This is a genomic window from Streptomyces sp. NBC_01390 (genome assembly GCF_045040105.1).
Taxonomy (GTDB): Bacteria; Actinomycetota; Actinomycetes; order Streptomycetales; family Streptomycetaceae; genus Streptomyces.
In genome coordinates this window covers 8,759,176-8,783,247 of sequence record NZ_CP109551.1, presented here as the reverse complement: position 1 = coordinate 8,783,247, position 24,072 = coordinate 8,759,176, and the positions used below count along the sequence as shown (strand labels likewise).

23 protein-coding genes are annotated in these 24,072 nt (G+C 70.4%); 14 read left to right on the top strand and 9 right to left on the bottom strand.

All coding sequences use genetic code 11. The annotated features are described in order from the left end of the window. Positions 1–13: 13 nt before the first annotated feature. Positions 14–1,291 (bottom strand): MFS transporter, encoded by a 1,278-nt coding sequence (locus OG241_RS39495; protein ID WP_405822487.1) that lies wholly within the window; start codon positions 1,289–1,291, stop codon positions 14–16. A gap of 746 nt (positions 1,292–2,037) precedes the next feature. Here OG241_RS39495 and OG241_RS39490 point away from each other — a divergent pair. From OG241_RS39490 to OG241_RS39445, 10 genes are all read left to right on the top strand, one after another. Further along, complete coding sequence (locus tag OG241_RS39490) at positions 2,038–2,784, top strand: SDR family NAD(P)-dependent oxidoreductase (RefSeq protein WP_405822486.1); 747 nt, start codon at positions 2,038–2,040, stop codon at positions 2,782–2,784. A gap of 81 nt (positions 2,785–2,865) precedes the next feature. Next, entirely contained in the window at positions 2,866–3,228 is a 363-nt protein-coding gene (locus OG241_RS39485; protein ID WP_405822484.1) for a YciI family protein, read from the top strand. Between the two features lies 1 nt (position 3,229). Next, positions 3,230–4,585 carry a PLP-dependent aminotransferase family protein gene (locus OG241_RS39480; protein WP_405822482.1) on the top strand — a complete coding sequence of 452 codons (1,356 nt, stop codon included), beginning with the start codon at positions 3,230–3,232 and terminating at the stop codon, positions 4,583–4,585. Beyond that, a complete protein-coding gene (locus OG241_RS39475; protein WP_405822480.1) occupies positions 4,582–5,901 on the top strand; it encodes an ATP-grasp domain-containing protein in 1,320 nt (439 codons plus the stop codon). The genes OG241_RS39480 and OG241_RS39475 overlap by 4 nt, the downstream gene beginning before the upstream one ends. Positions 5,902–5,953: 52 nt before the next feature. Then, positions 5,954–7,063 carry an LLM class flavin-dependent oxidoreductase gene (locus OG241_RS39470; protein ID WP_405822479.1) on the top strand — a complete coding sequence of 370 codons (1,110 nt, stop codon included), beginning with the start codon at positions 5,954–5,956 and terminating at the stop codon, positions 7,061–7,063. An 85-nt stretch (positions 7,064–7,148) separates the two neighbouring features. Beyond that, entirely contained in the window at positions 7,149–7,652 is a 504-nt protein-coding gene (locus OG241_RS39465) for a flavin reductase family protein (protein ID WP_405822478.1), read from the top strand. Between the two features lie 186 nt (positions 7,653–7,838). After that, complete coding sequence (locus OG241_RS39460) at positions 7,839–9,521, top strand: GH3 auxin-responsive promoter family protein (RefSeq protein WP_405822476.1); 1,683 nt, start codon at positions 7,839–7,841, stop codon at positions 9,519–9,521. After that, positions 9,518–10,402, top strand: coding sequence for an alpha/beta hydrolase (locus OG241_RS39455; protein WP_405822474.1), 885 nt, complete (start codon positions 9,518–9,520; stop codon positions 10,400–10,402). Before OG241_RS39460 ends, OG241_RS39455 begins: the two co-directional genes overlap by 4 nt. Beyond that, positions 10,392–11,630, top strand: coding sequence for a mandelate racemase/muconate lactonizing enzyme family protein (locus OG241_RS39450; protein WP_405822472.1), 1,239 nt, complete (start codon positions 10,392–10,394; stop codon positions 11,628–11,630). The genes OG241_RS39455 and OG241_RS39450 overlap by 11 nt, the downstream gene beginning before the upstream one ends. Continuing rightward, the gene (locus OG241_RS39445; protein ID WP_405822470.1) at positions 11,627–12,481 is read left to right on the top strand and encodes an FAH family protein; all 855 of its coding nucleotides are present in this window, start codon (positions 11,627–11,629) and stop codon (positions 12,479–12,481) included. The genes OG241_RS39450 and OG241_RS39445 overlap by 4 nt, the downstream gene beginning before the upstream one ends. A gap of 28 nt (positions 12,482–12,509) precedes the next feature. Here OG241_RS39445 and mnmA read toward each other — a convergent pair whose 3' ends face one another. Then, on the bottom strand, positions 12,510–13,634 hold the full coding sequence (mnmA, locus tag OG241_RS39440) for a tRNA 2-thiouridine(34) synthase MnmA (RefSeq protein WP_405822468.1): 1,125 nt from the start codon (positions 13,632–13,634) through the stop codon (positions 12,510–12,512). A gap of 60 nt (positions 13,635–13,694) precedes the next feature. Between mnmA and OG241_RS39435 the strand changes: the two genes are divergently transcribed. Continuing rightward, a complete protein-coding gene (locus tag OG241_RS39435) occupies positions 13,695–14,432 on the top strand; it encodes an N-acetylmuramoyl-L-alanine amidase (RefSeq protein WP_405822467.1) in 738 nt (245 codons plus the stop codon). A gap of 246 nt (positions 14,433–14,678) precedes the next feature. Then, positions 14,679–16,244: a multicopper oxidase family protein gene (locus OG241_RS39430; RefSeq protein WP_405822466.1), complete on the top strand. Its 1,566-nt coding sequence runs from the start codon at positions 14,679–14,681 to the stop codon at positions 16,242–16,244. Positions 16,245–16,765: 521 nt separating this feature from the next. On the opposite strand, the gene OG241_RS39425 is transcribed toward OG241_RS39430, so the two are convergent. The 3 genes from OG241_RS39425 to OG241_RS39415 are packed head-to-tail and all read right to left on the bottom strand — an operon-like array spanning position 16,766 to position 18,414. Then, complete coding sequence (locus tag OG241_RS39425) at positions 16,766–17,929, bottom strand: cysteine desulfurase family protein (protein WP_405822464.1); 1,164 nt, start codon at positions 17,927–17,929, stop codon at positions 16,766–16,768. Positions 17,930–17,980: 51 nt separating this feature from the next. Continuing rightward, complete coding sequence (locus tag OG241_RS39420) at positions 17,981–18,256, bottom strand: DUF4190 domain-containing protein (RefSeq protein WP_405822462.1); 276 nt, start codon at positions 18,254–18,256, stop codon at positions 17,981–17,983. Positions 18,257–18,261: 5 nt separating this feature from the next. Further along, positions 18,262–18,414 carry a hypothetical protein gene (locus tag OG241_RS39415; RefSeq protein ID WP_006375553.1) on the bottom strand — a complete coding sequence of 51 codons (153 nt, stop codon included), beginning with the start codon at positions 18,412–18,414 and terminating at the stop codon, positions 18,262–18,264. 121 nt (positions 18,415–18,535) lie between these two features. On the opposite strand from OG241_RS39415, the gene OG241_RS39410 reads away from it, so the two are divergent. Then, positions 18,536–19,162: a TetR family transcriptional regulator gene (locus OG241_RS39410; protein WP_405822460.1), complete on the top strand. Its 627-nt coding sequence runs from the start codon at positions 18,536–18,538 to the stop codon at positions 19,160–19,162. Positions 19,163–19,269: 107 nt separating this feature from the next. On the opposite strand, the gene OG241_RS39405 is transcribed toward OG241_RS39410, so the two are convergent. Both OG241_RS39405 and OG241_RS39400 read right to left on the bottom strand, forming a co-directional pair. Then, positions 19,270–19,617, bottom strand: coding sequence for a hypothetical protein (locus tag OG241_RS39405; protein ID WP_405822458.1), 348 nt, complete (start codon positions 19,615–19,617; stop codon positions 19,270–19,272). Between the two features lie 116 nt (positions 19,618–19,733). After that, a complete protein-coding gene (locus OG241_RS39400; RefSeq protein ID WP_405822456.1) occupies positions 19,734–20,594 on the bottom strand; it encodes a thioesterase family protein in 861 nt (286 codons plus the stop codon). A gap of 145 nt (positions 20,595–20,739) precedes the next feature. On the opposite strand from OG241_RS39400, the gene OG241_RS39395 reads away from it, so the two are divergent. After that, positions 20,740–21,996 (top strand): alpha/beta hydrolase, encoded by a 1,257-nt coding sequence (locus tag OG241_RS39395; protein ID WP_405822454.1) that lies wholly within the window; start codon positions 20,740–20,742, stop codon positions 21,994–21,996. Here the strand turns inward: OG241_RS39395 and OG241_RS39390 are convergent. After that, positions 21,893–22,561 (bottom strand): trimeric intracellular cation channel family protein, encoded by a 669-nt coding sequence (locus OG241_RS39390; protein ID WP_405822452.1) that lies wholly within the window; start codon positions 22,559–22,561, stop codon positions 21,893–21,895. The two genes, OG241_RS39395 and OG241_RS39390, sit on opposite strands and share 104 nt — an antisense overlap. Before the next feature lie 80 nt (positions 22,562–22,641). Next, positions 22,642–24,033 carry a M1 family metallopeptidase gene (locus OG241_RS39385; protein ID WP_405822451.1) on the bottom strand — a complete coding sequence of 464 codons (1,392 nt, stop codon included), beginning with the start codon at positions 24,031–24,033 and terminating at the stop codon, positions 22,642–22,644. Positions 24,034–24,072 lie beyond the last annotated feature (39 nt).

The window sequence follows — 24,072 nt, the reverse complement described above, 5'->3', positions numbered from 1 at the left end:
GAATTCACGCGAGCTAGGCGGGCGCGTCCTGGGTGCGGGGTGGTTCCGGCTCGGGGACGGGGTCGGGCAGGACCCTGCGGACCCGCACCGGGGAGAGGAAGACGGGCAGGAAGGCCGTCGACACGAACACACCGCCCACCCACAACGTGGCCTGGACTCCGACGAGTTCACCGAGGACACCGGAGATCGCGGCACCGACCGCCAGGGCGCCCGTCAGCAGGAAGCGGAACGTCGCGTTCATCCGGCCGAGCAGCGAGCCTGGGGTCATCCGCTGCCGCAGGCTGACTCCGAGCACGTTGTCCATGCCCACCTTGAACATGGCCAAACACCATCCGGCGCCCGCGAGATACAGCCACGGCCCCCGGTCGACCAGCGGCACGAGCAGCCCCGCCGGCGCCAGACACACCCCGGCCAGACCGAGCGTACGGCCGAATCCCAGCCGGGCGGCGATGGGCCGCGCGGTGCGGGCGCCGATCAGCAGACCGATCCCGCCGGCACCCCAGAACAGGCCCAACGCTGCGCCGGGCAGGCCGAGTTCGCGGACGAACCAGATCGGCAGCATGGTGTTGATGACGGCGGAGCCGAGGTTGGCGAGGGCCGCGGTGAGCACCAGCGCCCGTAGCTCCGGGTTGCCGAAGACATGCCGTACGCCCTCGGCGATCTGGGTGCGGAGCCGGTTGCCCGCCCCGTTCTTCGCCCTGCTGGACGGCTCGGTGCGCCGGATCGCGATGAGTCCGAGCCCGGAGGCCAGATAGGTGCCGGCCGACACCAGCACGGCCGCGGGTGCGCTGAGCAGCGAGACAAGTCCACCGCCCGCGCTGCGGCCCAGTACGTTGCCCGCGGCGATCAGCGTGTTGATGTCCGCGTTGGCCTGAACCAGCGCTTCTTTGCCGACCAGTTGGGGCAGCACGCTCTGTGAACCCACGTCGAAGAACACCGTCGCGCAGCCGCTGAGCAGGACGACCGCGTAGAGCTGGCCCAGGGTGAGCGCGTCCAGCCACCAGGCCAGCGGCACGGAGGCGTAGAGCAGGGCGCGGCACAGGTCGGCGGCGATCAGTACCCGGCGATGACTGAGCCGGTCCACCCAGGCCCCGGCCGGCAGGCCGATGACCAGGAAGGCGATCGTGCTGAGGGTGGCGAGGGCGCCGACCTGGCCGGGCCCGGCGTCCAGCGCGGCCACGGCGACCAGGGGTACGGCGACGTAACTGACGTTGCTGCCCAGCTGACTGAGCGCGGATGCGGTGAACAGCGTGCGGAAGTCGGCTGTCCGCCAAGGGGAGTCGGGTCGCATGATCCGTTCGTCCGGTGGGGTCGGTGAAAGCGGAAGGAGGGCGCATGGCGGGACGGGAGCAGGTGGGGGGCTCCCGGGGGCCTACGGGCGCGGCGGGTTCGGCCTGTGCGCCGGCCGTCGTACAGCCGGATCGGCACAGCCGGCCGGTGGATCAGCCGCACTCCAACAGAAAGGCGCAATTCCATGCCGTCTTGGCCGGAAAGCACCCGCCAGAAGATTGCTCACTCTTGCCCCCGTTCCGCTTCTTCCTCTTCGAGGTGGCCGAAGACCACCCCTTGAGGATGGTGCCTGAACCGGTTCGCTTCCCAGGTTCCCGACACCATTTCATCGACTGTTCACAGTACTTGGCCGAGCGGTGCACCATACTTCCGAAGTGCCCGGACGACCAATGGACACTACCCGGTGGGTGCGGTCCGAGCGCAAGGGTCTCCGGTTTCCGCGTGTCACGGCAAGCGGGCAACGGAATTTCCGAAAATCGTTGACAACGACCGAAGTCAGATGTGAGCCTCTGGGAGGTGCCGAGGGGGCGGCCACCCTTCTGTGCCAGTTTGTTGCGTACGTCGGAGCGTTACCGCGACCCGTACTTGCGACACCGCACACCACGTCTGCCACACAGCACACTCCATCGCCACTTGCAGCCCGATGACCATTCGGGCCGATTGGCGTGGCGTTCTACCGGGCTTCCCTCACCAGGGCCCTGCTCGTTCAGGGCCGCCGACTTAAGTAAAGTTTGGGTGAAAAGCAACGTGACTGCTCGTACCGCGCTCTTGATCGGTGCCGCCGGGGGAATTCTCTCCGAGGTGGCCAGAGGTCTCGCGAAGGAAGGCCACTCACTCGTCCTCTTCGACAGGAACGAGGAGACCGTCACCCGCCTCGCCGATGAGCTCGCCCATGTGACGAAGACCGAGGCGGTCGTCGGGGACATCACCGACATCCCGGCCGCCGAGCGGCAGTTGACCGAGATCGTCGCCCGGCACGCGCCGTCGGTCCTGGTGAACGGCGTCGGCGGCGACACCCGGGTCATCGGTTACGCGGATCTCGACCGCAGCCATTTCGAACAGACCCATCTGGAGAACGTGATCAGCACCTGGATCGCGATCAAGGTCTGCGCGCCCCGGATGGCCGAGGACGGTTACGGCCGCATCGTGAACTTCGCCTCGGCGGGCGGGCGGACATACAGCCACTTCAACAACGCCGCGTACGTCGGCGCGAAGGCCGCCGTGATCGGGATGACCAAGCAGCTGGCGTACGAACTGGCCGGTTCCGGTGTGGTCGCGAACGTGGTCGCCCATGGGCCGATCGCCACCGACCGGGTCGCCGGCGCCTTCGAACGCCGTACCGAGGAGTCGAAGAAGGACGTCCTGGGACGGCTGCCCATGGGGCGCTACGGCACGGTGGCCGAGGCCGTCGGCAGTGTGCTGCACCTGTGTTCCGAAAGCGCCGGTTACTCGACCGGATCCGTGATCGACATCAACGGCGGCCTCTACATGTGACCCGCTCGCGGGCGGGTCCGTGACCTCCCCCGCGCATCGCGCTACGCGCGTCGTCATGATTCTCACTGCAAGGAGCTGGGTGTGGCGAAGTTTGTCGTCGAATTCGAGTACAACGTCGACCGGGCCGGCCGCCAGGGCCTGCATCCGGCGCACGCCGAGAACCTCTACCGGCTGGCCGACAACGGCGTCCTGCTGCTCGGCGGGCCCCTTGTCGGTGAGAACTCCGGACTCCTCGTGTACGAGGTGGAGTCCCGCGAGGAACTGCAGCGCGTTCTCGACGAGGAACCCTATGTCAAGGGTGGCCTGGTGGCCCGGACGCGAATTCAGGAATGGGCGCCGGGAAAGGGAAGCTGGATCGCCGCGTTGAACACGTCGGTAAACACTTCGGTAAATACTTCGGAAAACCGGTCAGTGGAAGTTCCGGCCGTTGAGGGAGCCCACTGATATGACCCTCACGACCGAAAACACAGAAACCAAGGAAACCAAGGCATTCACCCTCGACTCCCTGCACGCGGGAATCGTCGATCCGGCCATGGACTCCATGCGCATCCTCAGTGAGACGGCGCTGCGATTCCCCGACGCGCTGTCATTCTCCTCGGGAGCGCCCTACGACGGAAACCACGATCTGGCCAATCTCACCTTCTACACCGAGCGCTATATCAAGCACCTGCGCGACAAGGGTGTCCCGGAACAGCGCATCACCCGGCTGCTGTTCCAGTACGGGCCCGTCAACGGCCTGATCCAGGACGAGGTCGCCCTGATGCTGAAGCAGGACGAGGGCATCGACGTCCCGGCCGAGGCGATCATGATCACCCACGGCTTCCAGGAGGCCGCCCTGGTCGCCCTGCGCGGCCTGTTCGCCTCTCCAGACGACGTCCTGCTGTCGGTGTCCCCGGCGTACGTCGGCATCCTCGGCGCCGCCAGGATGCTGGACATCCCTGTACGGGGCGTCCTGGAGGGCCCGGAGGGGCTCGACCCGGAGACGGTGCGTGCGGCCGCCCGTGCCGTGCGCGCCGAGGGCAGGCGGCCGGCCGCCCTCTATCTGGTGCCGGACTTCTCCAACCCGTCGGGGACGGTGCTGCCGCTCGCGGCCCGGGAGAAGTTGCTGGAGGTCGCCGCCGAGGAGGACTTCCTGATCCTGGAGGACAACCCCTACGGGCTGTTCGCGCGGGACGGCGAGTCGATGCCCACCCTGAAGTCCCTGGACGCGCGTGGCCGAGTGCTGTATCTCGGCTCGTTCGCGAAGTCGGCGTTCCCCGGCGCCCGGCTCGGCTATCTGGTCGCCGACCAGGAGGTCACCGACGCCGGTGGCACCACTCGGACGCTGGCCCAGACCCTGTCCAAGGCGAAGGCGATGTACAGCGTCGGCTCCTCCACCCTCTCGCAGGCCGTGATCGGCGGTTTCCTGGTCGAGCAGGGCTACGATCTGCGGTCCGCGACACGGGAGTTGGCGGCGGTCTACCTGGAACGGCTGGACGCGGTGCTGGCCGCGCTGGCCGAGGAGTTCCCCCCGGACGGCGACCACGGCGTCAGCTGGAACACCCCGCGCGGTGGCTTCTTCCTGACCCTGAAGGTGCCGTTCACCGCCGACCTGACGGCCATGGAACGCTCCGCCCGTGATTTCGGGGTCAGTTGGGCGCCGATGAGCATGTTCTACCTCGAAGGCGGCGGCGAGCGCGAGATCCGGCTCGGCTTCAGCAACCTGGCTCCCGACGCGATTCGGGAAGGCATCGCCAGGCTGGCACGCTTTGTCGCGTCAGCTCCCCGCGAGATACCCGAAACACTCGAAGGACAGGCATGAGCGTCTCCGAGACCCCCGCTTCCCCGACAGCAACCTCCGTACCCACAGGCGCTGTTGACGGCTCCGAAGCGGCCGGGCCGGTCGCCGTGGTCGTCGACGGCTACTCGGCCGGCAACTTCTACCCCGCCGCCTTCGGCGCCCTCGGCGCGCGGGTGATCCACGCGCAGACCACGGCCGAGCTGATCCCGACGATGCTCGCGCCCGATCTGACGGCGTACGAGAGCAACCTCGTGAGCACCGACGAGGCCGAACTCGTCGAGCTGCTGCGCGCCCACGCGCCTGCCGCCGTGGTGCCCGGCCAGGAGTCGTCGGTGCGGGCCGCCGACCGGCTCAGCGAGGCGCTCGGGGTGAAGTCCAACGGCACCGCGCTCTCCCCGGCCCGCCGGGACAAGTACGAGATGATCGAGACACTGCGCCGGGCCGGGGTGCGCTGCGCCGACCAGTTCAAGAGTGACGACGCCTCACTGATCGTCAAGTGGGCCGAGGACCAGGGGCGTTGGCCGGTGGTCGTGAAGCCGCTGGACTCCGCCGGCTCCGACGCGGTGTTCGTGTGCCAGGACGCCGGGGAGACGCGTACCGCCGCCGAGAGCGTGCTGGCCGGCCGGACCATCTTCGGCAACGCCAACGCGGAGGCGCTGGTCCAGTCGTACCTCAAGGGCACCGAGTACATCGTCGACACGGTCAGCGCCGACGGCCACCAGTACGTGTGCGGGGTCTGGGAGTACGAGAAGACGCTGCTGCCGACAGGCCGCAACATCTACAACCGGGACATCCTCGTCGCGCCGGACGCCGACCCGGTGCCGGCCCTGATCGCCTACGTCACGGACGTCCTCGCGGCGCTCGACGTGCGCTGGGGGCCGACGCATGCGGAGGTCATCGTCACGGACGAGGGCCCGGTGCTGGTGGAGATCGCGACCCGCCTCAACGGCAACCTGAACCCGGCCTTCCAGGACCTGTGCCTGGGCCACAACCAGGCGGGGCTGGCCGCGCTGGCGTACATCCGCCCGGCGGAGTTCGTCCGGACGTACGGCAGCGGGGTCTACCGCAAGCTCCAGTCCGCCTACACCTACAACGCGCCCACCGCCCTGGACGGTGTCGTGTCGGCCGTCGACGGCGAGGCCGTGGCGGCGATCGACGCACTGCCGAGCACCGTCGTCACCGCGGTCAAGTACAAGCCCGGCTCCCGCATCCGCCCCACGAACGACCTGATGACGGCCGCCCTGCGGATCTATCTGACCTCTCCCGACGACACCCTGCTCACCGCTGACTACGAGCGCGCCCGCGCCCTCAAGGACGCCGTCTACCAGGTGAGTTGACGGCAGCCAAACCCACCGCACCCGCGCCCCCCACCCTCTCTGGAGGAAAGCAGTGCACAGCCGTATCGGTCTCTTCCTCTCGCCCGTTCACGAGACGGGCCAGGACCCCCATCTGGCCATCCACCGCAACCTCGACCTCGTCGAACTGGCCGACCGGCTCAACTTCGACGAGGCCTGGTTCGGCGAGCACCACACACTCGGCTGGGGGCTGGTCGGCGCCCCGGAGACCCTGATCGCCGCCGCGAGCCAGCGCACCCGGCAGATCAAACTGGCCCACGGGGTGGTCCCGCTCTCCGGCCACCACCCCTTCCACGTGGCCAGCCGTGCCGTCCATCTGCACCACCTCACCCGGGGCCGCTACATCCTGGGCGTCGGGCCGGGTGTGCCGTTCGACGCCACGATGTTCGGCCTGGACGGCAAGGAGCAGCGCAAGCGGCTCGACGAGGCGCTGCCGACCCTGCTCGAACTCGTCAACGGCGAGGAGCGGGTGACACAGAAGACCGACTGGTACGAACTGGTCGACGCCAAGCTCCAGTTGCCCCGCTTCGGCCCCGGTCCGATCGAGGTCGCGGTGGCCACCTCGGGCACCTCGGTGACCAGTCCCCGGCTGATCGGCCGGTACGGGCTGAGCATGACCTCCTTCGCGCTGCCCTTCGCGCTGCTGACGCCGGGCGCCCCGGAGCACATGGGCCTGGCCCAGCAGTGGAAGCACGCCGAGGAGGCCGCCGACGAGTACGGGCAGACGCTGCGCCGCGAGGACTGGCGCGTCGCTCTGCCGGTGCATGTCGCGGAGACCCGTGAGCAGGCCTTCGCCGAGGTCCGCGAGGGCTACGACCGCTGGCTCTTCGAGTACTTCGGCAAGGCGGCCGGCCGTGCCGTCCTGGCGCCCGGCGCCTCCCGGGAGACCGCCCTGGAGGCCCGGGTGGAGGCGGGCGGCGCGCTGGTCGGCTCGGTCGACGACGTGGTGGAGGGCGTCCGCCGCATCCAGGAGGCGACCGGCGGCTTCGGCTCGCTGCTCGTGTACGTCGCCGACTGGACCTCGTACGAGAACACCAACCGCAGTCTGGAGCTGCTCGCCCGGCAGGTGGCACCACGGATCAACGGTGCCGCCGCCCGTCCGCAGGAAGCCGTCGACTGGGCGATCTCGCGCCGGAGCCAGTAGTCCGATCGGCGCCCGTGGCATCAACTCCGCCTGGCACGGGCGCCGTTCAAGGTCACCCAGGCCCTGACCGAGGGGAAGGCATCGCATGCTGGAACAGACCGCGCCGGTATCCGCACCCCTGGACCAGCGCTCGTTCCGCGACATTCTCGGCCGCTTCGCCACCGGCGTCGTGCTTGTCACCGCGAACGCGGCGCACGGCCCGGTGGGCATGGCGGTCAACTCGTTCACGTCCGTCTCGCTGGAGCCGCCGCTCGTCGCCCTGTGCGCGGGCCGGTCCTCGACCACCTGGCCCGGGGTCCGGGCGGCCGGGCGGTTCGCGGTCAGCATCCTCGGCGAGGGGCACGCGGAGCTGTGCAGGCTGTTCAGCGAACGCGGGGCGGAACGTTTCTCCGGCCGGGAGTGGGCGTATACCCCGGCCGGTCATCCCGTGCCGGCCGGGGCGCTCGGCTGGCTCGACTGCGAGATCTCCGTGATCCATCCGGCGGGCGACCACGAACTGGTCGTCGCCTCCGCCACCGAGGGTGCGATGTCGGGCGCGGCAGCGCCCCTGGTCTTCCACGCGGGGCGCTTCCGCGGGCTGGCGGCGTAGACGTGCGCGGGGCGCTTCCGCGGGCTGGCGGCGTAGACGTGCGCGGGGTGTCGTCCGTTTGCTGCGGCGCCGTCGTGGCTGGTCGCGCAGTTCCCCGCGCCCCTGTGGGGGCTGCGCCCCCCATCGCCGCCACCGGTGGCATTTCAGGTCGAAACTAGCCAACTAGCTGAGGGAGTTGCTGAAGCCGTGGGCGGTTCGCAGCACTGGGAAGAGCACTGGAACACACGTCGAGTCCCCTTCCAGGAGGAGTGCCGGCGGGCCCGCGAGGCGCTGCTGTCCGACCTCGGGGACCCGACGGCGGCCCAGAGACGGGTCCTCACGGACATCGTCGAGGTGTGCCGTGACTCCCTCCACTGGAAGGAGCGCGGCTACGACACCGTCGAATCCGACGCCAAGAGCTTCCGGGACGTCCTCCCGGTCCGGCGCTACGACGACTTCGCGCCCGAGATCGACCGCGAGACCAGGACCAAGGGCGGCGTCCTGTCGTGCAGCCCGGTCCTGCGCTGGCTGAAGACCAGCGGCACGACCGGGGCGCCCAAGCGGGTCCCGTACACCCTGCACTGGCTGCTGACGTACCGGATTCCGGCGATGCAGGCGATGTGGGGAACCTACCTGGACCTGCACCCCGCGATCCTCGACCATCCGCACGCCACCCTGGACACCCAGACCGTCCACGAGAACGTCGACGACTTCCTCTACGGGGTCCAGTACCAGGCGATCAGCAACCGGCACCCGCGCATCAACAGCCGGGACTGGAACCCGCCCTGGGCGGCGGCCCCCTGGTTCGGTCTGGAGGCGCCCTCCTCGCACGCGGGGCGGATGTACCACCGGATCCGCCATCTCGTGGGCCACCGGCTGGAGTTCGTGTCGGCGATCAACCCGAGCACCCTGATCTCGCTGCGCGACCTGATCGCCGAGCACGGCCCCGACCTGGTCCGCGACCTGGACGCCGGCACACTGGCGGGCCGGCCGTACACGGAGCCCGATCCGTCGGCCGCCCGGCACCTGCGATCGGTCCTGGACCAGGGCGAGTTCACCCTCACCGACGTGTGGCCCACGCTCGGCGCGTACAGCTGCTGGCTGTCGTCCTCCGCCGGGCTCTACCGGTCGAAGCTGGACGCGGTGATGCCCGGGGCACGCGCGATGCCGTTCATGAGCTGCGGCACGGAGGGCGTCACCACGCTCCCCGTCGACCACTCCCTGGACAGCCAGCCCCTCGCGGTCAACCAGGCGTTCTTCGAGTTCGTGCCGGCGGAGGTGGAGCTGGGCAGGCTGCTGGACGCGGGCGAGCACATCGACACGCTGCTGTTCGACGAGGTCGAGGCGGGCCGCGACTACCACCTGATCATGACGCAGGGCAACGGCCTCTACCGGCTCTGGAGCGGCGACATCTACCGCGTCGAAGCGGTCCGGGACGGCGTCCCGTGGATCCGTTTCGTGCACCGGGACGGCGTCTTCCACTCCTTCACCGGGGAGAAGATCACCGAGGCCCAGGTCACCGAGGCGATAGAACAGGCGCTGGCCGCGTACGGCCTGGAGGGCGGCCTCTATCTCTGCGGGCCCCGCTGGGCCGAGCCCCCGCACTACATCGTGGTCGGCGAAGTCCCGCGCCCCGGCGCCGAGTTGGACCACCGTCTGTCCGACGCCGTGGACCGGGCGCTCACAGACGTCAACATCGAGTACGCGAGCAAGCGCACCAGCGGACGCCTCGGCCCGCTGCGGTTCCACACCGTCGGCCCCGACACCATCGCCGCGTACACCGAGTCCCGGCGCCAGCGCGGCAACGCCACCCAGTACAAGTACAGCCCCTTCCAGAAGGACACCGATTTCGTCGCCGACCTGGTCGGCGGGGCGGGAGTACCCCGGTGATCGAGACCAAGAGGCCGCCGCAGGACGTGCGTCGCGAGATCATCACGCTATCCGTGGACGGCGTCGGCCTCGCGCTGCATCTGTGGCGGCCGCGCGGGGAGACCAAGGGCGCGGTGTTCTACTTCCACGGGCTGCAGTCCCACGCGGGCTGGCTGTGGGAGGTGGGGCCGCAGTTCGCCGACAACGACATCGCCTTCTTCGTGCTGGACCGGCGTGGCAGCGGCATCAGCGGCGGCGAACGGCGCGATGTGCCGGACGTCGAGACGATCGTCGCGGACTATGTCGCCGCGATCACCCACACCCGTGAACTGATCGGCGACGACGTCCCGTTGACCCTGTTCGGGCACTGCCTGGGCGGCTCGTTCCTGGCGGCTCTCCTGCACCACCCCGACTTCGCCGTCCGCTACGACGCCACCGTCTTCTGCTCGACCTGGCTGGGCCGGCTGCACGCGGTGCTCGACGACGAGGAGCGGGCGGCGCTGGCCGCCGAGACCGGGACGGAGCCGTGGGACGCGGGGCTGCGGTCGGCGGACTTCACGGACGAGCCCCGCTACCAGGAGTTCATCGACAACGACGACCTGGCCGCCCGGACCCTCACCCGCCGTTCGCGCGCGGTCCTGCTCGCCCTCGAACGCCTCTACCTGGACCCCGGCCGGCCTCGACTCCCGGACGTACCGGCCGCGTTCGTGTCCGGGCTCACCGACCCGATCATCGACCTCGACGCGACCCGAGAGGTCTTCCAGGGCCTGTTCGCCGACGGCGGGCTGGCCGTGCAGTTCCCCACCGACCGGCACTACCTCTTCTACACGGACGCCGGCCGCGCGCTGGTCGACTGGACCTCCACGCACACCCTGCTCCAGGGGCTGGACCGTGGCGTCTGAGGCACGGCTGTACCGGGTGGCGCTGCCGATGCGCATCGGCTTCGACCACCCGGCGGCCCGCCGCCGCACCAGCGACAGCCTGGTCCTGCGCCTGACCGTCGACGACGCGTCCGGCATCGGGGAGTGCGCGCCCCGCTCGTACGTCACCGGCGAGACGACCGACAGCGTCACGGAGGCACTCGGGCGCCTCCCGCTGCACGCCCTGTTCGGCCGGCTGCGGACGACACCACCGGGTGACCTCGCCGACCAACTCCGTGCCGTCGGCTTCGAGTCGACATTCCCCGAGCTGTTCACCCACACCCTGGGGACAGCCCCCGGCACCAACCTGGTGTGCCTGCTGGAGACTGCCGTACTGGATCTGTTGTGCCTTCAGTTGGCAGTCCCTGTGGGCGAGTTGCTGCTCCCCGGGGCCTCCGAGGCACTGTCCGTCCCCGTCTCCCAGGTGCTTGACCTGAGCATCGGCGTCGAGGACTTCCTCGACACGAGGGGGCCCTTCCACTTCGTCAAGGTGAAGGCCTCCGACGACATCGAGCGGGACGTCCGCACGGTCGGCGCGATCAGGCGACGGCTCGGCGCGGACGTACCGGTGATGGTGGACGCCAACATGAGCTGGACGCCCGGGACGGCGGCGCCCTACGCGCGTCGACTGCGCGAGGCCGGGGTGGACCTCGTCGAGGAACCGCTCCCCCGCCGTTCCTGGGCCGAGCTGCGCGCCCTGCGCCGCGCGACGGGCGTCCGCGTCCTGCTCGACGAGTCGGTGTGCACCGCGGCGGACGCCCGGCAGGCGGTGGCCGCCGGGGCGTGCGACGCGGTGAACGTCCGGGTGTCCAAGAACGGCGGGCTGCTCGCCTCGGCCCGGCTCGTCGAGTACGCCCGTGCCGAGGGCCTGGGTTTCCAGATCGGCGTCCAGGTCGCCGAGACGGGACCGCTGATCAACGCGAGCCGGGCGCTGGCCCTGCGCAGCCCGGACGCCCTGACCGTCGAGGCGGGCCAGTCCGACCGCTTCTTCGCCGAGGCCGACTCGATCGTGACCCCCCGCCCGCTGGTGGACCGCCGTACCAACACCGTCGCCCCCGTCGAGGGCCCCGGTCTCGGCCTGGTCCTGACCGAACAGGCGGGCCGTTGGACGGCCCTGACCTGGACCGACCACGGCTGGCACCCGCCCGCCCCACCCACGCCCGTCCCCGCACCCGCCCTGGCACCGGAACTAGAGGAGAGCACCCGATGACGGTCCTGTTCGAATGCGAGTACGAGGGTGAGCGGTACATCGGGCACGGCGCCCCCGAGGACACCGTCCTCACCCTGTTCGCCCTCGCCGGCACCGACCCGCGCGCCGCGGTCCTGGCCGCCGACGGCGACACCCCGGCCCTGCTCGCCGCGCTGACCGAGGGCCGCGAACCGGTGACCGCGGCCGTGACGGACGTACGCTTCCGGCCGCCGCTGCTGCCCGACTCCGTCGGGGACGCGCTGGTCAGCGGGTTCATGGCCACCCACAACGTGAAGGCGGACTCGGGGGCGCCCACCCAGCCCAACTGGTTCTTCAAGGGCCTGGGCGAGGTCCTGAAGGTCTCCGGGGAGCCGCTGCGCGTGCCGCAGGACGCGATCACGGTGACCGAGGAGGCGGAGGTCGTCCTCGTGTACGTCGGCGACGCGGACGGCGTTCCGAGGTACGCCGGGTACACCTTCGGCAACGACCTCACCGACATCGGCCGGTTCAAGCGGCACGCGGGGCATCTGTCGTACGCGAAGCTGTGCGACGCGGGCGTGGCCCCGTACCTCTTCCTGGGGACCCCGCCGCAGCAGGTCACCGGGCAGGTCACGGTCGAGCGGGACGGGGAAGAGGCCTGGCGGGGAACCTTCACCACCGGGGTGAAGGCGCTGCACTACGGGCTGCGGGACATGACGGCCGGGCTCTTCGGACACGCGTCGCTGCTGCACCCCGGCCGGGTGCACTACGTCTACCTCGGCGCGGACCGCAGCAGCTTCCACCACGGTTTCACGACGGCCGACCGCGACCGCGTGACGATCGACTTCGCCACCCACGGGGTGACCCTCTCCCACCCCCTGCACTGGGCCTGAGGCGGGACCGGTCAGCTTCTACGGCGGCTCAGCTCACGCCCGCCGCGACCCGGTTCGTCGTGGCGATCGTCGCCGAGCCGACGACGCGCGTGCCGTCGTACAGGACGATCGCCTGGCCCGGCGCCACCCCGCGCACGGGCTCGGTGAACGTGACCTCCAGGCGGCCGTCGACCAGTTCGGCGGTCACCTCGGTCTCGCCGCCGTGGGCGCGCAGCTGGGCGGTGTAGGTGCCGGGGCCGGTGGGGGCCGCGCCGCACCAGCGCGGCTTGATCGCGGTGAGGGCGTCGACGTCGAGGGCGGCGGCCGGACCGACCGTCACCGTGTTGTTCACCGGGGAGATGTCGAGGACGTAGCGCGGCTTGCCGTCGGCGGCCGGGGTGCCGATGCGCAGGCCCTTGCGCTGGCCGATGGTGAAGCCGTACGCGCCCTCGTGCGAGCCGATCTTCGCGCCGGACTCGTCGACGATGTCGCCCTCGGCGCGGCCCAGCCGGTTCGCCAGGAAGCCCTGGGTGTCGCCGTCGGCGATGAAGCAGATGTCGTGCGAGTCGGGCTTCTTGGCGACCGCGAGACCGCGCCGCTCGGCCTCCGCGCGGATCTCGTCCTTCGTGGTGAGGGTGTCACCGAGGGGGAACATCGCGTGGGCGAGCTGCCGGTCGTCGAGCACTCCGAGGACGTAACTCTGGTCCTTGGCCATGTCGGAGGCGCGGTGCAGTTCGCGGGTGCCGTCGGCGAGAGTGACGACCTGCGCGTAGTGGCCCGTGCAGACCGCGTCGAAGCCGAGCGCGAGGGCCTTGTCGAGGAGCGCGGCGAACTTGATCTTCTCGTTGCAGCGCAGACACGGGTTGGGAGTGCGGCCCGCCTCGTACTCGGCGACGAAGTCGTCCACCACGTCCTCGCGGAAGCGCTCGGCGAGGTCCCAGACGTAGAAGGGGATACCGATGACGTCGGCCGCGCGGCGGGCGTCGCGGGAGTCCTCGATGGTGCAACAGCCTCGCGCACCCGTACGGAAGGACTGCGGGTTCGCGGACAGGGCGAGGTGGACGCCTGTCACGTCGTGGCCGGCTTCCGCCGCACGGGCGGCGGCTACGGCGGAGTCCACGCCGCCGGACATGGCGGCCAGTACGCGGAGGGGCTGCTGCGAGGTGTGAGTCATAACCCCTCAAGGGTACGGGGCGCCGGGAACCGGGGCGCGCGAGTATCCGTTCACGCTGACATGGAGGAAACACAGGCCCGGCAGGACACCGGCCGCGGTCTCTCGCAGGACGTCCCCCGGCAGTCGCGGAGCGAGGGCCACGGGCGAGCCCCTGGAGACGGCGACCGGCGGATCGGGCGGCGCGCCCTGCTCATCGGCGGGGCGGTGGCCGCCGTCGCCACGGGCGTGCTCGCGCGGGACGAGCTGCGGCACCTGTGGTGGCGGGTGCCCGGGGTGTCGAAGCCGCGCAAGGAGGGCGAGGTCGACTTCGCGGGGGCGCGCTGGGTGGCGGCCTCCTCGGCGAACTGGCGGATGGCGGACCGGCCCGACGACTACGACGTGGACCGGGTGATCATCCATGTCACGCAGGGCAGCTTCGCCAGCGCGGTGAAGGTCTTCCAGGACCCGGGACACGGAGCGGCGGCGCACTACGTCGTCCGCGAGGACGGGCAGATCACGCAGATGATCCGCGAGCTGGACGTGGCGTTCCACGCGGGCAACCGGGAGTACAACGAGCGGAGCGTCGGCATCGAGCACGCGGGTTTCGTGGAGAAGCCGGAGGACTTCACGGACGCGATGTACGCCGCCTCGGCTCGGCTGACGGCCAGGGTCTGCGCGCGGTACGGCATACCCGTCGACCGGGAGCACATCATCGGGCATGTGGAGGTACCGGGCACGGACCACACGGATCCGGGGCCGGGCTGGGACTGGAAGAAGTACCTGCGGCTGGTGGAAGAGGCGGCCGCGGCGACTGCCTGATCTCCTCCCTGAGCCCCACCCCCGCCAACCCCTGTGACACAAGTCACACGCTAGCAATGTCGTGAGCAATTCGGGTGTGTCGGCCGCCCGATGTGTCCCGCGCGCCGAAGGTGACCTGCGGATCCCCAACATCGCCTTTCTGCAAGGGAGTTGGCGCGCACGGCAGTCGCACAGCCTCCTGGGTTCGCTCCTATTTTCGGCCCAGTCTTTACATAGGGCTTAGCCCAAAGATCCACAGCCATGACCATGAACCCCAACACAGATGCCCCCTCCGGCGCGGCCCCGCAGCTCGACGGCGACCAGCGGTCGGGCGAGCGGGACGGCAGTGGCAACCGGGCGAAGAACCGAAGCGGCAAGGGCATGCACCGGCGGAAGTTCCTCGGCGGGATGGCCGGCGTCGGCCTCGGCGCCGTGGCGGCGGCGGGCGCGACCTTCGGGCTGCTGACCGACGCCGGCCGCAAGGCCAGCGCGGCGACGAACACGGCCAAGCTGCCCATCCCGGACCTCCTGGAGGGCAGCACCGCCGACGGCACCACCACCTTCACTCTGGAGGCGAAGAGCGGCACCAGCGAGGTGATCAGCGGGGTCACCAGCACCACCGCCGGCTACAACCAGTCGTTCCTCGGCCCGACCATGAAATGGACCACTGGCAACAAGGTCCTGCTGAACATCACCAACAGCCTCACCGAGGAAACCACCGTCCATTTCCACGGCGCCCACGTCCCGCCCACGATGGACGGCGGCCCGCAGAACGCCTTCGCCGCCGGGGGCACCTGGGCCCCGACCTTCACCGTCCTGGACGAGGCCAAGACCCTCTGGTACCACCCGCACGCCCTGGGCACCACGGCCAAGCAGGCGGTACACGGACTGGCCGGGATGATCATCGTGGAGGACGACTCCGCCGCCTCAGCCGCCCTGCCCAGCGACTACGGCGTCGACGACATCCCGCTCGTCTTCCAGTGCCTGGCCGTCTCCGCCGCGGGCGACATCAAGTACGACCAGGCCGGGTACCTCACCTCCGGCCTCAAGTACCCGGTGCTGGTGAACGGCACCAACGTCGACGACACCACGCTCACCTTCGGCGCCACCAAGACCCGCAACCGCTTCCGGGCGCTCAACGCCTCGCCGTCGGACATCATCACCATTCAGCGCAGCGACGGCGGCAAGCTGACCCAGATAGCCACCGACCAGGGCTATCTGACGGCGCCGACCACGGTGGAATCCATCCGGCTGGTGGCCGGCGCCCGCGCCGAGTTCACCATGGACGTCACCGAGGACGTCACGCTCCAGGTCACCATCACGACCGGCTGGATCCGCGGCGGCTCCGGCACCTACGACTTCCTCACCGTCGCCGCGGGCGGCACCGACACCCCGGCCGACCTGCCGAGCAGCCTCAACACCATCGAGCGGTACGACACCACCGGCTTCACGGCCCGCACCATCACGCTCAGCAACACGGGCACGACGATGAAGATCAACGGTTCGGCGGGGCTCACCATGGCCGGCATGGCCATGATCAGCACCACGCTGGGAGCCAAGGAGATCTGGACGATAACCAACGCCTCCCAGCTGGAACACTCCTTCCACCTGCACGACGTGCCCTACCAGCTCGTCGCGATCAACGGGGTGGCCCCCACGGGGGTCGAACTCGGCTGGTACGACACGTACGAGGTGGTCGGCGGCGGCTCGATCCAGATAGCCATGGAGTTCACCGACTTCGCCGACGACACCTACATGTACATGCTCCACTGCCACCTCCTGCAGCACGAGGACGAGGGCATGATGGCGTCCCTGATGGTCACGGAGAGCTAGCCGCTCTCTCGACCCCGGGCCCCACCGGGCAGGCCGCCGCCGCCAGCGAAAGCGCCGACGGCGGCCTCTGCCCCGCTGACACGGGGGCCAGGCCCGCGGCCACCGGGACGGGAACCGTCGCCTTTCCGGCGCGCGGACGCAGGCGCGGCCCCGGGCGCGGGCACGGGCACGGACGCGGGACGGGCACGGGCACGGGCACGGGCACGGTCCCGGTCCCGGGCACGGACGCGGGCACGGACGCGGGCACGGACGCGGGCACGGACGCGGACGCGGACGCGGCCCCGGGCACGGACTCAGCCCCAGACACGGGCGCAGGCGCGGGCACAGCCAGGCCCGCAGGGGCAGGCGCGGTCCTGGGCGCGGGCGCGGATGCGGGCCCGGTCACGGGCGCAGGCGCGGGCCCCAGCCCAGGCACGGTCACGGACGCAGGCGCGGCCCCGGGCGCGAGCATGGCCCCGGGCGCGGACGCTGTCCCAGACGCGGGCGCAGTCCCGGGCTCGGACGCGGCCCCGGCCCCGGCCCTACGCCAGGCCCGCCGCGCGGGCGCGTTTCACAACCGGGGCGATGACCTCGGCGACCGCGTCGACGTCTGCCTCCGTGGAGGTGTGGCCGAGGGAGAAGCGGAGGGTGCCGCGGGCCAGGGCCGGGTCGGTGCCTACGGCCAGGAGGACATGGCTGGGCTGGGCCACCCCGGCGGTGCAGGCGGAACCGGTGGAGCACTCGATGCCCTGGGCGTCGAGCAGCAGGAGCAGGGAGTCGCCCTCGCAGCCCGGGAAGGTGAAGTGGGCGTTGGCCGGGAGGCGGTCCACCGGGTCACCGCCCAGGATCGCGTCCGGAACCGCCGTACGGACGGCCGTGACCAGCGCGTCGCGCAGGGCGCCGATCTCCCTGGCGAACCAGCCCTGTTGTTCGGCGGCGAGCCGCCCGGCCACCGCGAAGGAGGCGACGGCCGGCACATCGAGGGTGCCGGACCGCACATGCCGCTCCTGCCCACCGCCGTGCAGCACGGGTACGGGACTGTACGCGCGGCCCAGGAGCAACGCGCCGATGCCGTACGGGCCGCCGACCTTGTGCCCGGAGACGGTCATCGCGGCGAGCCCCGAGTCGGCGAAGGAGACGGGCACCTGGCCGTAGGCCTGAACGGCGTCGGCATGCAGGGGAACGTCGAACTCGTTTGCCACGTCGGCGAGTTCACGGACCGGCATGATCGTGCCGATCTCATTGTTCGCCCACATCACGGTCGCCAGGGCCACACTGCCGGGGTCGCGGGCAATGGCCTCGCGCAGCGCGTCGGGGTGCACCCGGCCGTACGCGTCGACCGGGAGGTACTCGACGACGGCACCCTCGTGTTCGCCGAGCCAGTGCACGGCGTCGAGCACGGCGTGGTGCTCGACAGGGCTGGCGAGGACGCGGACGCGGGCCGGATCGGCGTCCCGCCGGGCCCAGTAGAGCCCCTTGACGGCGAGGTTGTCGGCCTCGGTGCCACCGGCGGTGAACACGACCTCGCTGGGGCGGGCGCCGAGCGACTCGGCGAGCGTCTCGCGGGCCTCCTCGACCGTGCGCCTGGCTCTGCGGCCGGCCGCGTGGAGTGAGGAGGCGTTACCGGTGACGCCCAAGTGCGCGGTCATAGCCTCGACCGCCTCGGGAAGCATCGGTGTGGTCGCGGCGTGGTCGAGGTATGCCATGGTGCCCTGATTCTACGGCGCCCCGATGACGGGACCGGGGGGAGGTCGCCGTCAGAAGCTCCAGGAGACGGTGTGGTCCAGCTGCATGAGCGTCACCAGGACCACCAGGTCGGCCACACCGAGGGCGAGGCCCAGCAGAGCCCGACCGCGTCGGGCGGTGCCGCGCCAGAGGGCGACGACGGCCAGCGTGATGGCGACGGGGCCGAGGATGATGTTGAGGACCAGGAGGCCCGGCAGGCCCAGGAGGAAGGACGCGACGGCCATGCTGTCGGCGTCACGACGGGCGTTGCGCTCGGTACGGCCGGTGGCCGATGCGGTGAGTTGCATGGTGATCAGCTCCGACGGGCGAGGCGCTCACGGAGCGCGAAGATGCCGAGCCAGGCGGCGATGCCGGCCGCGGCCAGGACGCTGAACGAGACCGGGAGATGAGCGACGGTGCCCATCACCATGCCCAGCAGCAGAAGGACGGCTACGAGGAAGAACATGGGAGGATTTCCCTTTCGTTACAGTTCAGTGAACGCTTGTAGTAACACTTGTTCACTGACTCTCGAGTCTAGCGCGTCTCCCGGCTTTTCAAATACAGAGAACAGTTGTTAACTGCATGGCATGAGTCACACTCTCGGCGTCCGGCAGGTCCAGAAGCAGAAAACCCGGCAGTCGCTTCTGGACGCGGCGCTCGGCCTGTTGGAGGACCAGAGCCTGAGCAGCCTCGGACTGCGCGAGGTCACCCGTGCCGTCGGCGTCGCCCCGACCGCCTTCTACCGGCACTTCCGTTCCACGGCGGACCTCGGTGTCGCCCTCGTCGAGGAGGCGCTCGGCAGCCTCCACCCGATGATCGGTACGACGGTGTCCGGATCCGGCGACAGCGAGGACCGGATAGTCCGCGCGGTCGAGTTGATCGCCGGTCACGTCCAGGCGCAGCCCGCCCACGTCCGCTTCATCGCACGCGAGCGGCACGGCGGGGTCCAGCCGGTCCGCGAGGCCATCCGGGACCAACTGGCCCGGTTCGCCGAGGAGGTGCGGGACGCGCTCGCCGAACAGCCCGAGTCGGCGGGCTGGACCGAGGAGGACCTGCTGATGCTCGCGGGCCTGTACGTCGACCAGATGCTGATGACGGCCTCCCAGTTCCTGGAGACGCTGGACGCTCCGGCGGCCACGCGCGAGCAGGTGGCCCACCTGGCCACCCGCCAGATGCGCCTGATCGCCATCGGCCGCCGCCACTGGCTGGCCTGACCCGCCCTGCCCTCGAGAAACACCTCCGCCAAACGCACGTGGGCGGCGCGCCCGTCCAGCGAGCGCGCCGCCCATGCCGTACCCGCGAGGCTCCGACCCCGCCGCCGTCAGCCCTGCTGCTGAGCCTGCTGACCCTGGCCCTGCCTGCCGCCGGGGCCACCACCGCAGCGGCCGCCACCACCGGGCCCGCCGGACGGCATGCCCGAGGGGGCGCCGGACGGGGCCGCGCCGGTCGGCATGCCCGAGGGAGCTCCCGAGGCGCCGCGGGTCGGCGCACCCGACGGGGCACCGCTGGGCGCACCCGACGGCGCACCGGACGGTCGCTGGCAACTCTGCCCGGAGGTACCGGAGTTGCCGCTGGTCGAGGCCGACGAGTCACCCGACCCGCAGGCGGTGAGCACCAGCGGGGAGAGCGCCAGCAGGGCCACGGCGGGGACGAGACGCACACGCTTCATGAGAAACAACTCCAGGAAAGATGAGGGAGCTTCGAAGCGGCCATCAAATCAACGACACCTGGTGCTTCCTTGAGTACGCCCTGTTCTCCGCCTGTGCGTCAGGTAAAGCGCGACCCCTAGCCGAGCCGTACGATCGCCAACTGCCGCGACTGGGCGACGAGTCGGTCCGCGCTGTCCCAGACCTCGGCGTCCTCCTCCAGGAAGCCGCCGGCCAGGTTGCGGGTCGTTATCGAGACCCTCAGCGGGCCCGGCGCGGGACGGCAGCGCACGTGCACGGTGAGTTCGACCGTGGGGACCCAGCCGGACAGGCCGATCTCGAACGCGGTCGGCGGCAGCGCGTCGACGGCGAGGAGCAGCGCGATCGGGTCGGCGTCGCGGCCGTCGGCGAGCCCGAACCAGGACCGCATCTCCCCCTTGCCGGACGGTGCGCCGAGCGCCCAGCCGAGCGTGGCCGGGTCGAGCTTCAGCAACAGCCGATCGGCGATGGCGGAACCGCCGGGGACCGGGCCGGGTGCGTCCTCCCGCCCGAAGCACTGGTCGATGGGCGGCATCGCGGGCGGCTCGGCGGTCGTCCGGACGTCGTCGGGCAGGGCGTCCAGGTCGCCGTAGGAGGCGAGGACACGGATCCGCTCGACCTCCTTGCCCTCAGCGTCGTACTGGAAGAGCGAGGCCGCGCCGGTCGACAGCGAGCGTCCGGTGCGGACGACCTCCGTGCGGATGACGGCCGGGCCCGGGCGGGACGCGGTGAGGTAGTGCGCGGAGATGCTGAAGGGGTCACTGTGCGGGAGGGCGTCGGCGAGGGCGCGGCCCAGCACCGCCAGCAGATAGCCGCCGTTGACGGCGTTGATGACGGTCCAGCCGGCGGAGAGTTCGGTGTCGTAGACACCGGGCGCGCGCCGGGTGACGGCTGTGTCGCGGTCGAACTCGCTGTCACCGATGGTGGCCCGCGTGGACTGGACAGAGGCTGCTTCTGGCATGCGTGAACGATACAGCAGAACAATACTAAGCGGTAGCTTTGTGCTATGGGGCTGGAATCGCACACTTGGTAAGTGCCCGGATTGTCTTGGGTAAGGGTTTCCCCGCAGCCGTGACCTGTCGGCCCCGATCGGCCTCATCACAGACATGAGCCTCACCGGTACGCCGTTCCTCATCACGACGATCGCGCTCGCCGCCGTCGCCGTACTGCTGCCCCTCGCCCTCTGGTCCCGGGTGCGCGGGCCCGCCCTCGTACGGGGCGTCGCCCGGCTGCTGATGGTGCTGTTCGCCCAGGGCACGGCTGTCACCCTGGTCTTCCTGCTGGTGAACAACTCCAACAACCTGTACGACAACTGGGGCGACCTCCTCGGCACGGGCGACCACGTCCAGGCCGCCGCCGACCTCGGCCCCGACGGCACCGGCGGTATCTCGCTGCGCAAGCTGCCGAAGGTGCGCCAGACGTTCCGCGAGGCCAACGGGCCCGGCATGCACGCGGCCGGCGGCGTCCAGGTCACCGACCTCAGGGGCCAGGTCTCGGGCGTCGACGCCGAGGTCTACGTCTGGCTGCCCCCGCAGTACCACGAGGCCGCCTACCAGCACCGCCGGTTCCCGGTCGTCGAGCTGCTGCCGGGCTACCCGGGCTCGGCGAAGTCCTGGTTCGGTTCGCTGCACGCGCACGAGCAGTTGCTGCCGCTGATGAAGAGCGGCCAGATCACGCCCTTCATCCTGGTGTCGCCGCGCACGACGCTCATCGCCGACGCGGACACGGGCTGCGCCAACATCGCGGGCCGGGTCAACGCGGACACCTGGCTCAGTGTCGACGTCCCGAAGATGGTCACGGACAACTTCCGCGCCGAGCGCGGGCCGGGCGGCTGGGCCGTCGCCGGGTACTCGGCCGGGGCGCACTGCGCGGCGAAGCTCGCCGTCGCGCACCCCGACCGCTACCGGGCCGGGGTGTCCCTGTCCGGCTACAACGACCCGGCCGGGGAACCCCTTTCGCTGGCCGCCGAGACCCCGCAGCTCAGGGCCGCGAACAACCCGTACCTGATCCTCAGGCACGACCGGGTCCCGCCCGCGGTCGCGCTCTACGTCTCCGGCGAGTCCGGCGACGGCTACGAGGCCGGGAGGGCTCTGCAGAAGGTGGCGAAGCCGCCGACGGCGGTGGACGTGGTGTTCCTGCCGCGCAGCGCCGGCGGCCACAACATGGCGCTGTGGCGGCCCCAGATCACCACGGTGTTCCGCTGGCTGACCCAGCAGTTCGACGCGGGCGGCCAGAAGGCGGGCGGCGGCACCACCGGCTCTACCGCGCGGACTCCTCGTCATGGGCCGTCGACCGCCGGTGCCACGCGCGCGGCGCTCGCCAGTGGTACCGCATCGCGAGCAGCCGCAGCACGAAGGCCGTGACGACCGCGATCCCGCTGGTGAACGGGTTGAGCACGTCGTAGCGGATGCAGAGGACCACCAGCGCGGACCCGACCATGGCCGGGACCGCGTACAGGTCACGGTCCCAACGCAGCAGGGAGGGAACCTCGTTGGCGAGGACGTCACGCAGCACTCCGCCGCCCACGGCGGTCGCGAGACCGAGGGCGGCGGAGGCGGTGAGGCCGAGGCCGTGGTCGTACGCCTTGACCGTGCCCGTGACACAGAACAGGCCGAGGCCCGCCGCGTCGAACACGTTCACCCCTGTCTGAATGCGCTCCACCTCCGGGTGGAGGAAGAAGACCAGCAGGGCGGCGAGCAGCGGCGTCAGGAAGTACCCGAGATCCGTGAACGCCGCAGGCGGCACCGCCCCGATGACCAGATCCCGGAGCAGCCCTCCGCCCAGCGCGGTGACCTCGGCGAGGACGGCGATCCCGAAGACGTCGAAGTTCTTGCGGACGGCGAGCAGGGCGCCCGAGATCGCGAAGACGAAGATGCCGACGACGTCGAGGATGTGCTGGACGGAGGGGCTGAAGAGCTGGTGAATCACCTCCGTATTGTGACCGTGGCCGTCCTACGGGGCCGGAGCGGCTTGCAGGACGGGCTTACATGGCGGGCTACAAGGCTGGGCTACAGGGTGGGCTTGCCGGTCGTGAACAGCCATGTCTGGAACAGGTCGTCGAGCTGCTTGCCGCTGATCTTCTCCGCGAGCCGGATGAAGTCGTCCGTGTTCGCGTTGCCGTACCGGTGGAGCTTCGTCCAGGTGGGCAGGAGCTTGAAGAAGGCGGCGTCGCCGATGCGTTCGCGGAGCATCTGCAGGGTCATCGCGCCGCGCTGGTAGACCGCCGAGGCGAACATGGTGTCGCGCTGCGGGTCGCCGACGACGATCTGCCAGAAGGCGTTGTCGGCGGGGCGGGAGTTGTACCCGGCGAGGAAGGAGTCGTGCGCCGAGCGGGTGCCCTTGTACTCGGCCCACAGCCACTGGGAGTAGGTCGCGAAGCCCTCGTTGAGCCAGATGTCCTTCCAGTGGTCCACCGACACGGAGTCGCCGAACCACTGGTGGGCCAGCTCGTGCACGATGGTCGTCTCGTTGCGCACGGCCGAGTAGACCGGCTTGGTCTGCGTCTCCAGCGAGAAACCGGCCGCCGGCATGTCGTCGACGATCGCCCCGGTCTCCTCGAACGGGTACGGCCCGAAGACCTTCGACCAGTAGTCCGTGGCCTCGGCGGTCACCGCGTACACGTCCACGCTGTTGCTGTTCGCGAGCACCGGATCGATAGCCACGTAGATCGGCGTCCCGCCGGGTGTGACGCCCGTCTTCACGTCGAACTTCCCGATGGTGGCGGTGGCGAGGTAGGTCGCCATCTGCTTCTTCTCGCGCCAGTGGGTGTACGTCGAGTCGCCCTTGTCGTACGTCGACACCAGCCGGCCGTTGGAGACGCCGGTCAGCCCCTTCGGCGCCTTGATCCGGATGTCGAAGGACGCCTTGTCGGAGGGGTGGTCGCTGGACGGGAACCAGGTGGAGGCGGCGTTGGGTTCACAGGCGACGAAGACACCGTCGGTGGTCTTCATCCACCCGTACTGGGAGCCGAAGACGATGGGCCCGCCCAGCGGTTCGGGAACGCCGCCGTAGGTGACCGCGACGTTGAACTCCCGCCCCTTGGACAGGGAACCGCGGGGCGTGACGCGTATCTCGTCGCCCGCGCGCGTGAACTGCGCGCGTCTGCCGTCCACTTCGACCCGTGTGACCTCCAACTGCTGGAGATCCAGATCGAAGGACGAGAGGTTCTGGGTGGCGCGGGCGGTGATGGTCGTCAGGCCGTCGAGACGGTCGGTGTCCGGGTTGTACGCGATGTCGAGGGCGTAGTGCCGGGCGTCGAAGCCACCGTTGCCGAGCTGCGGGAAGTAGGAGTCACCGATGCCGTCGGCCCCCGGGGCCGGCTGGGAGGAGGCGGCGATCACAAGGAAAGAGGCCGCCGCGGTGGCGACGGCCCCTAAACGTGCCGAACGGGAGAGTGCCATGAGTCGTCCTTTTCGAGCGTGTACCGGTCGGATAAGACG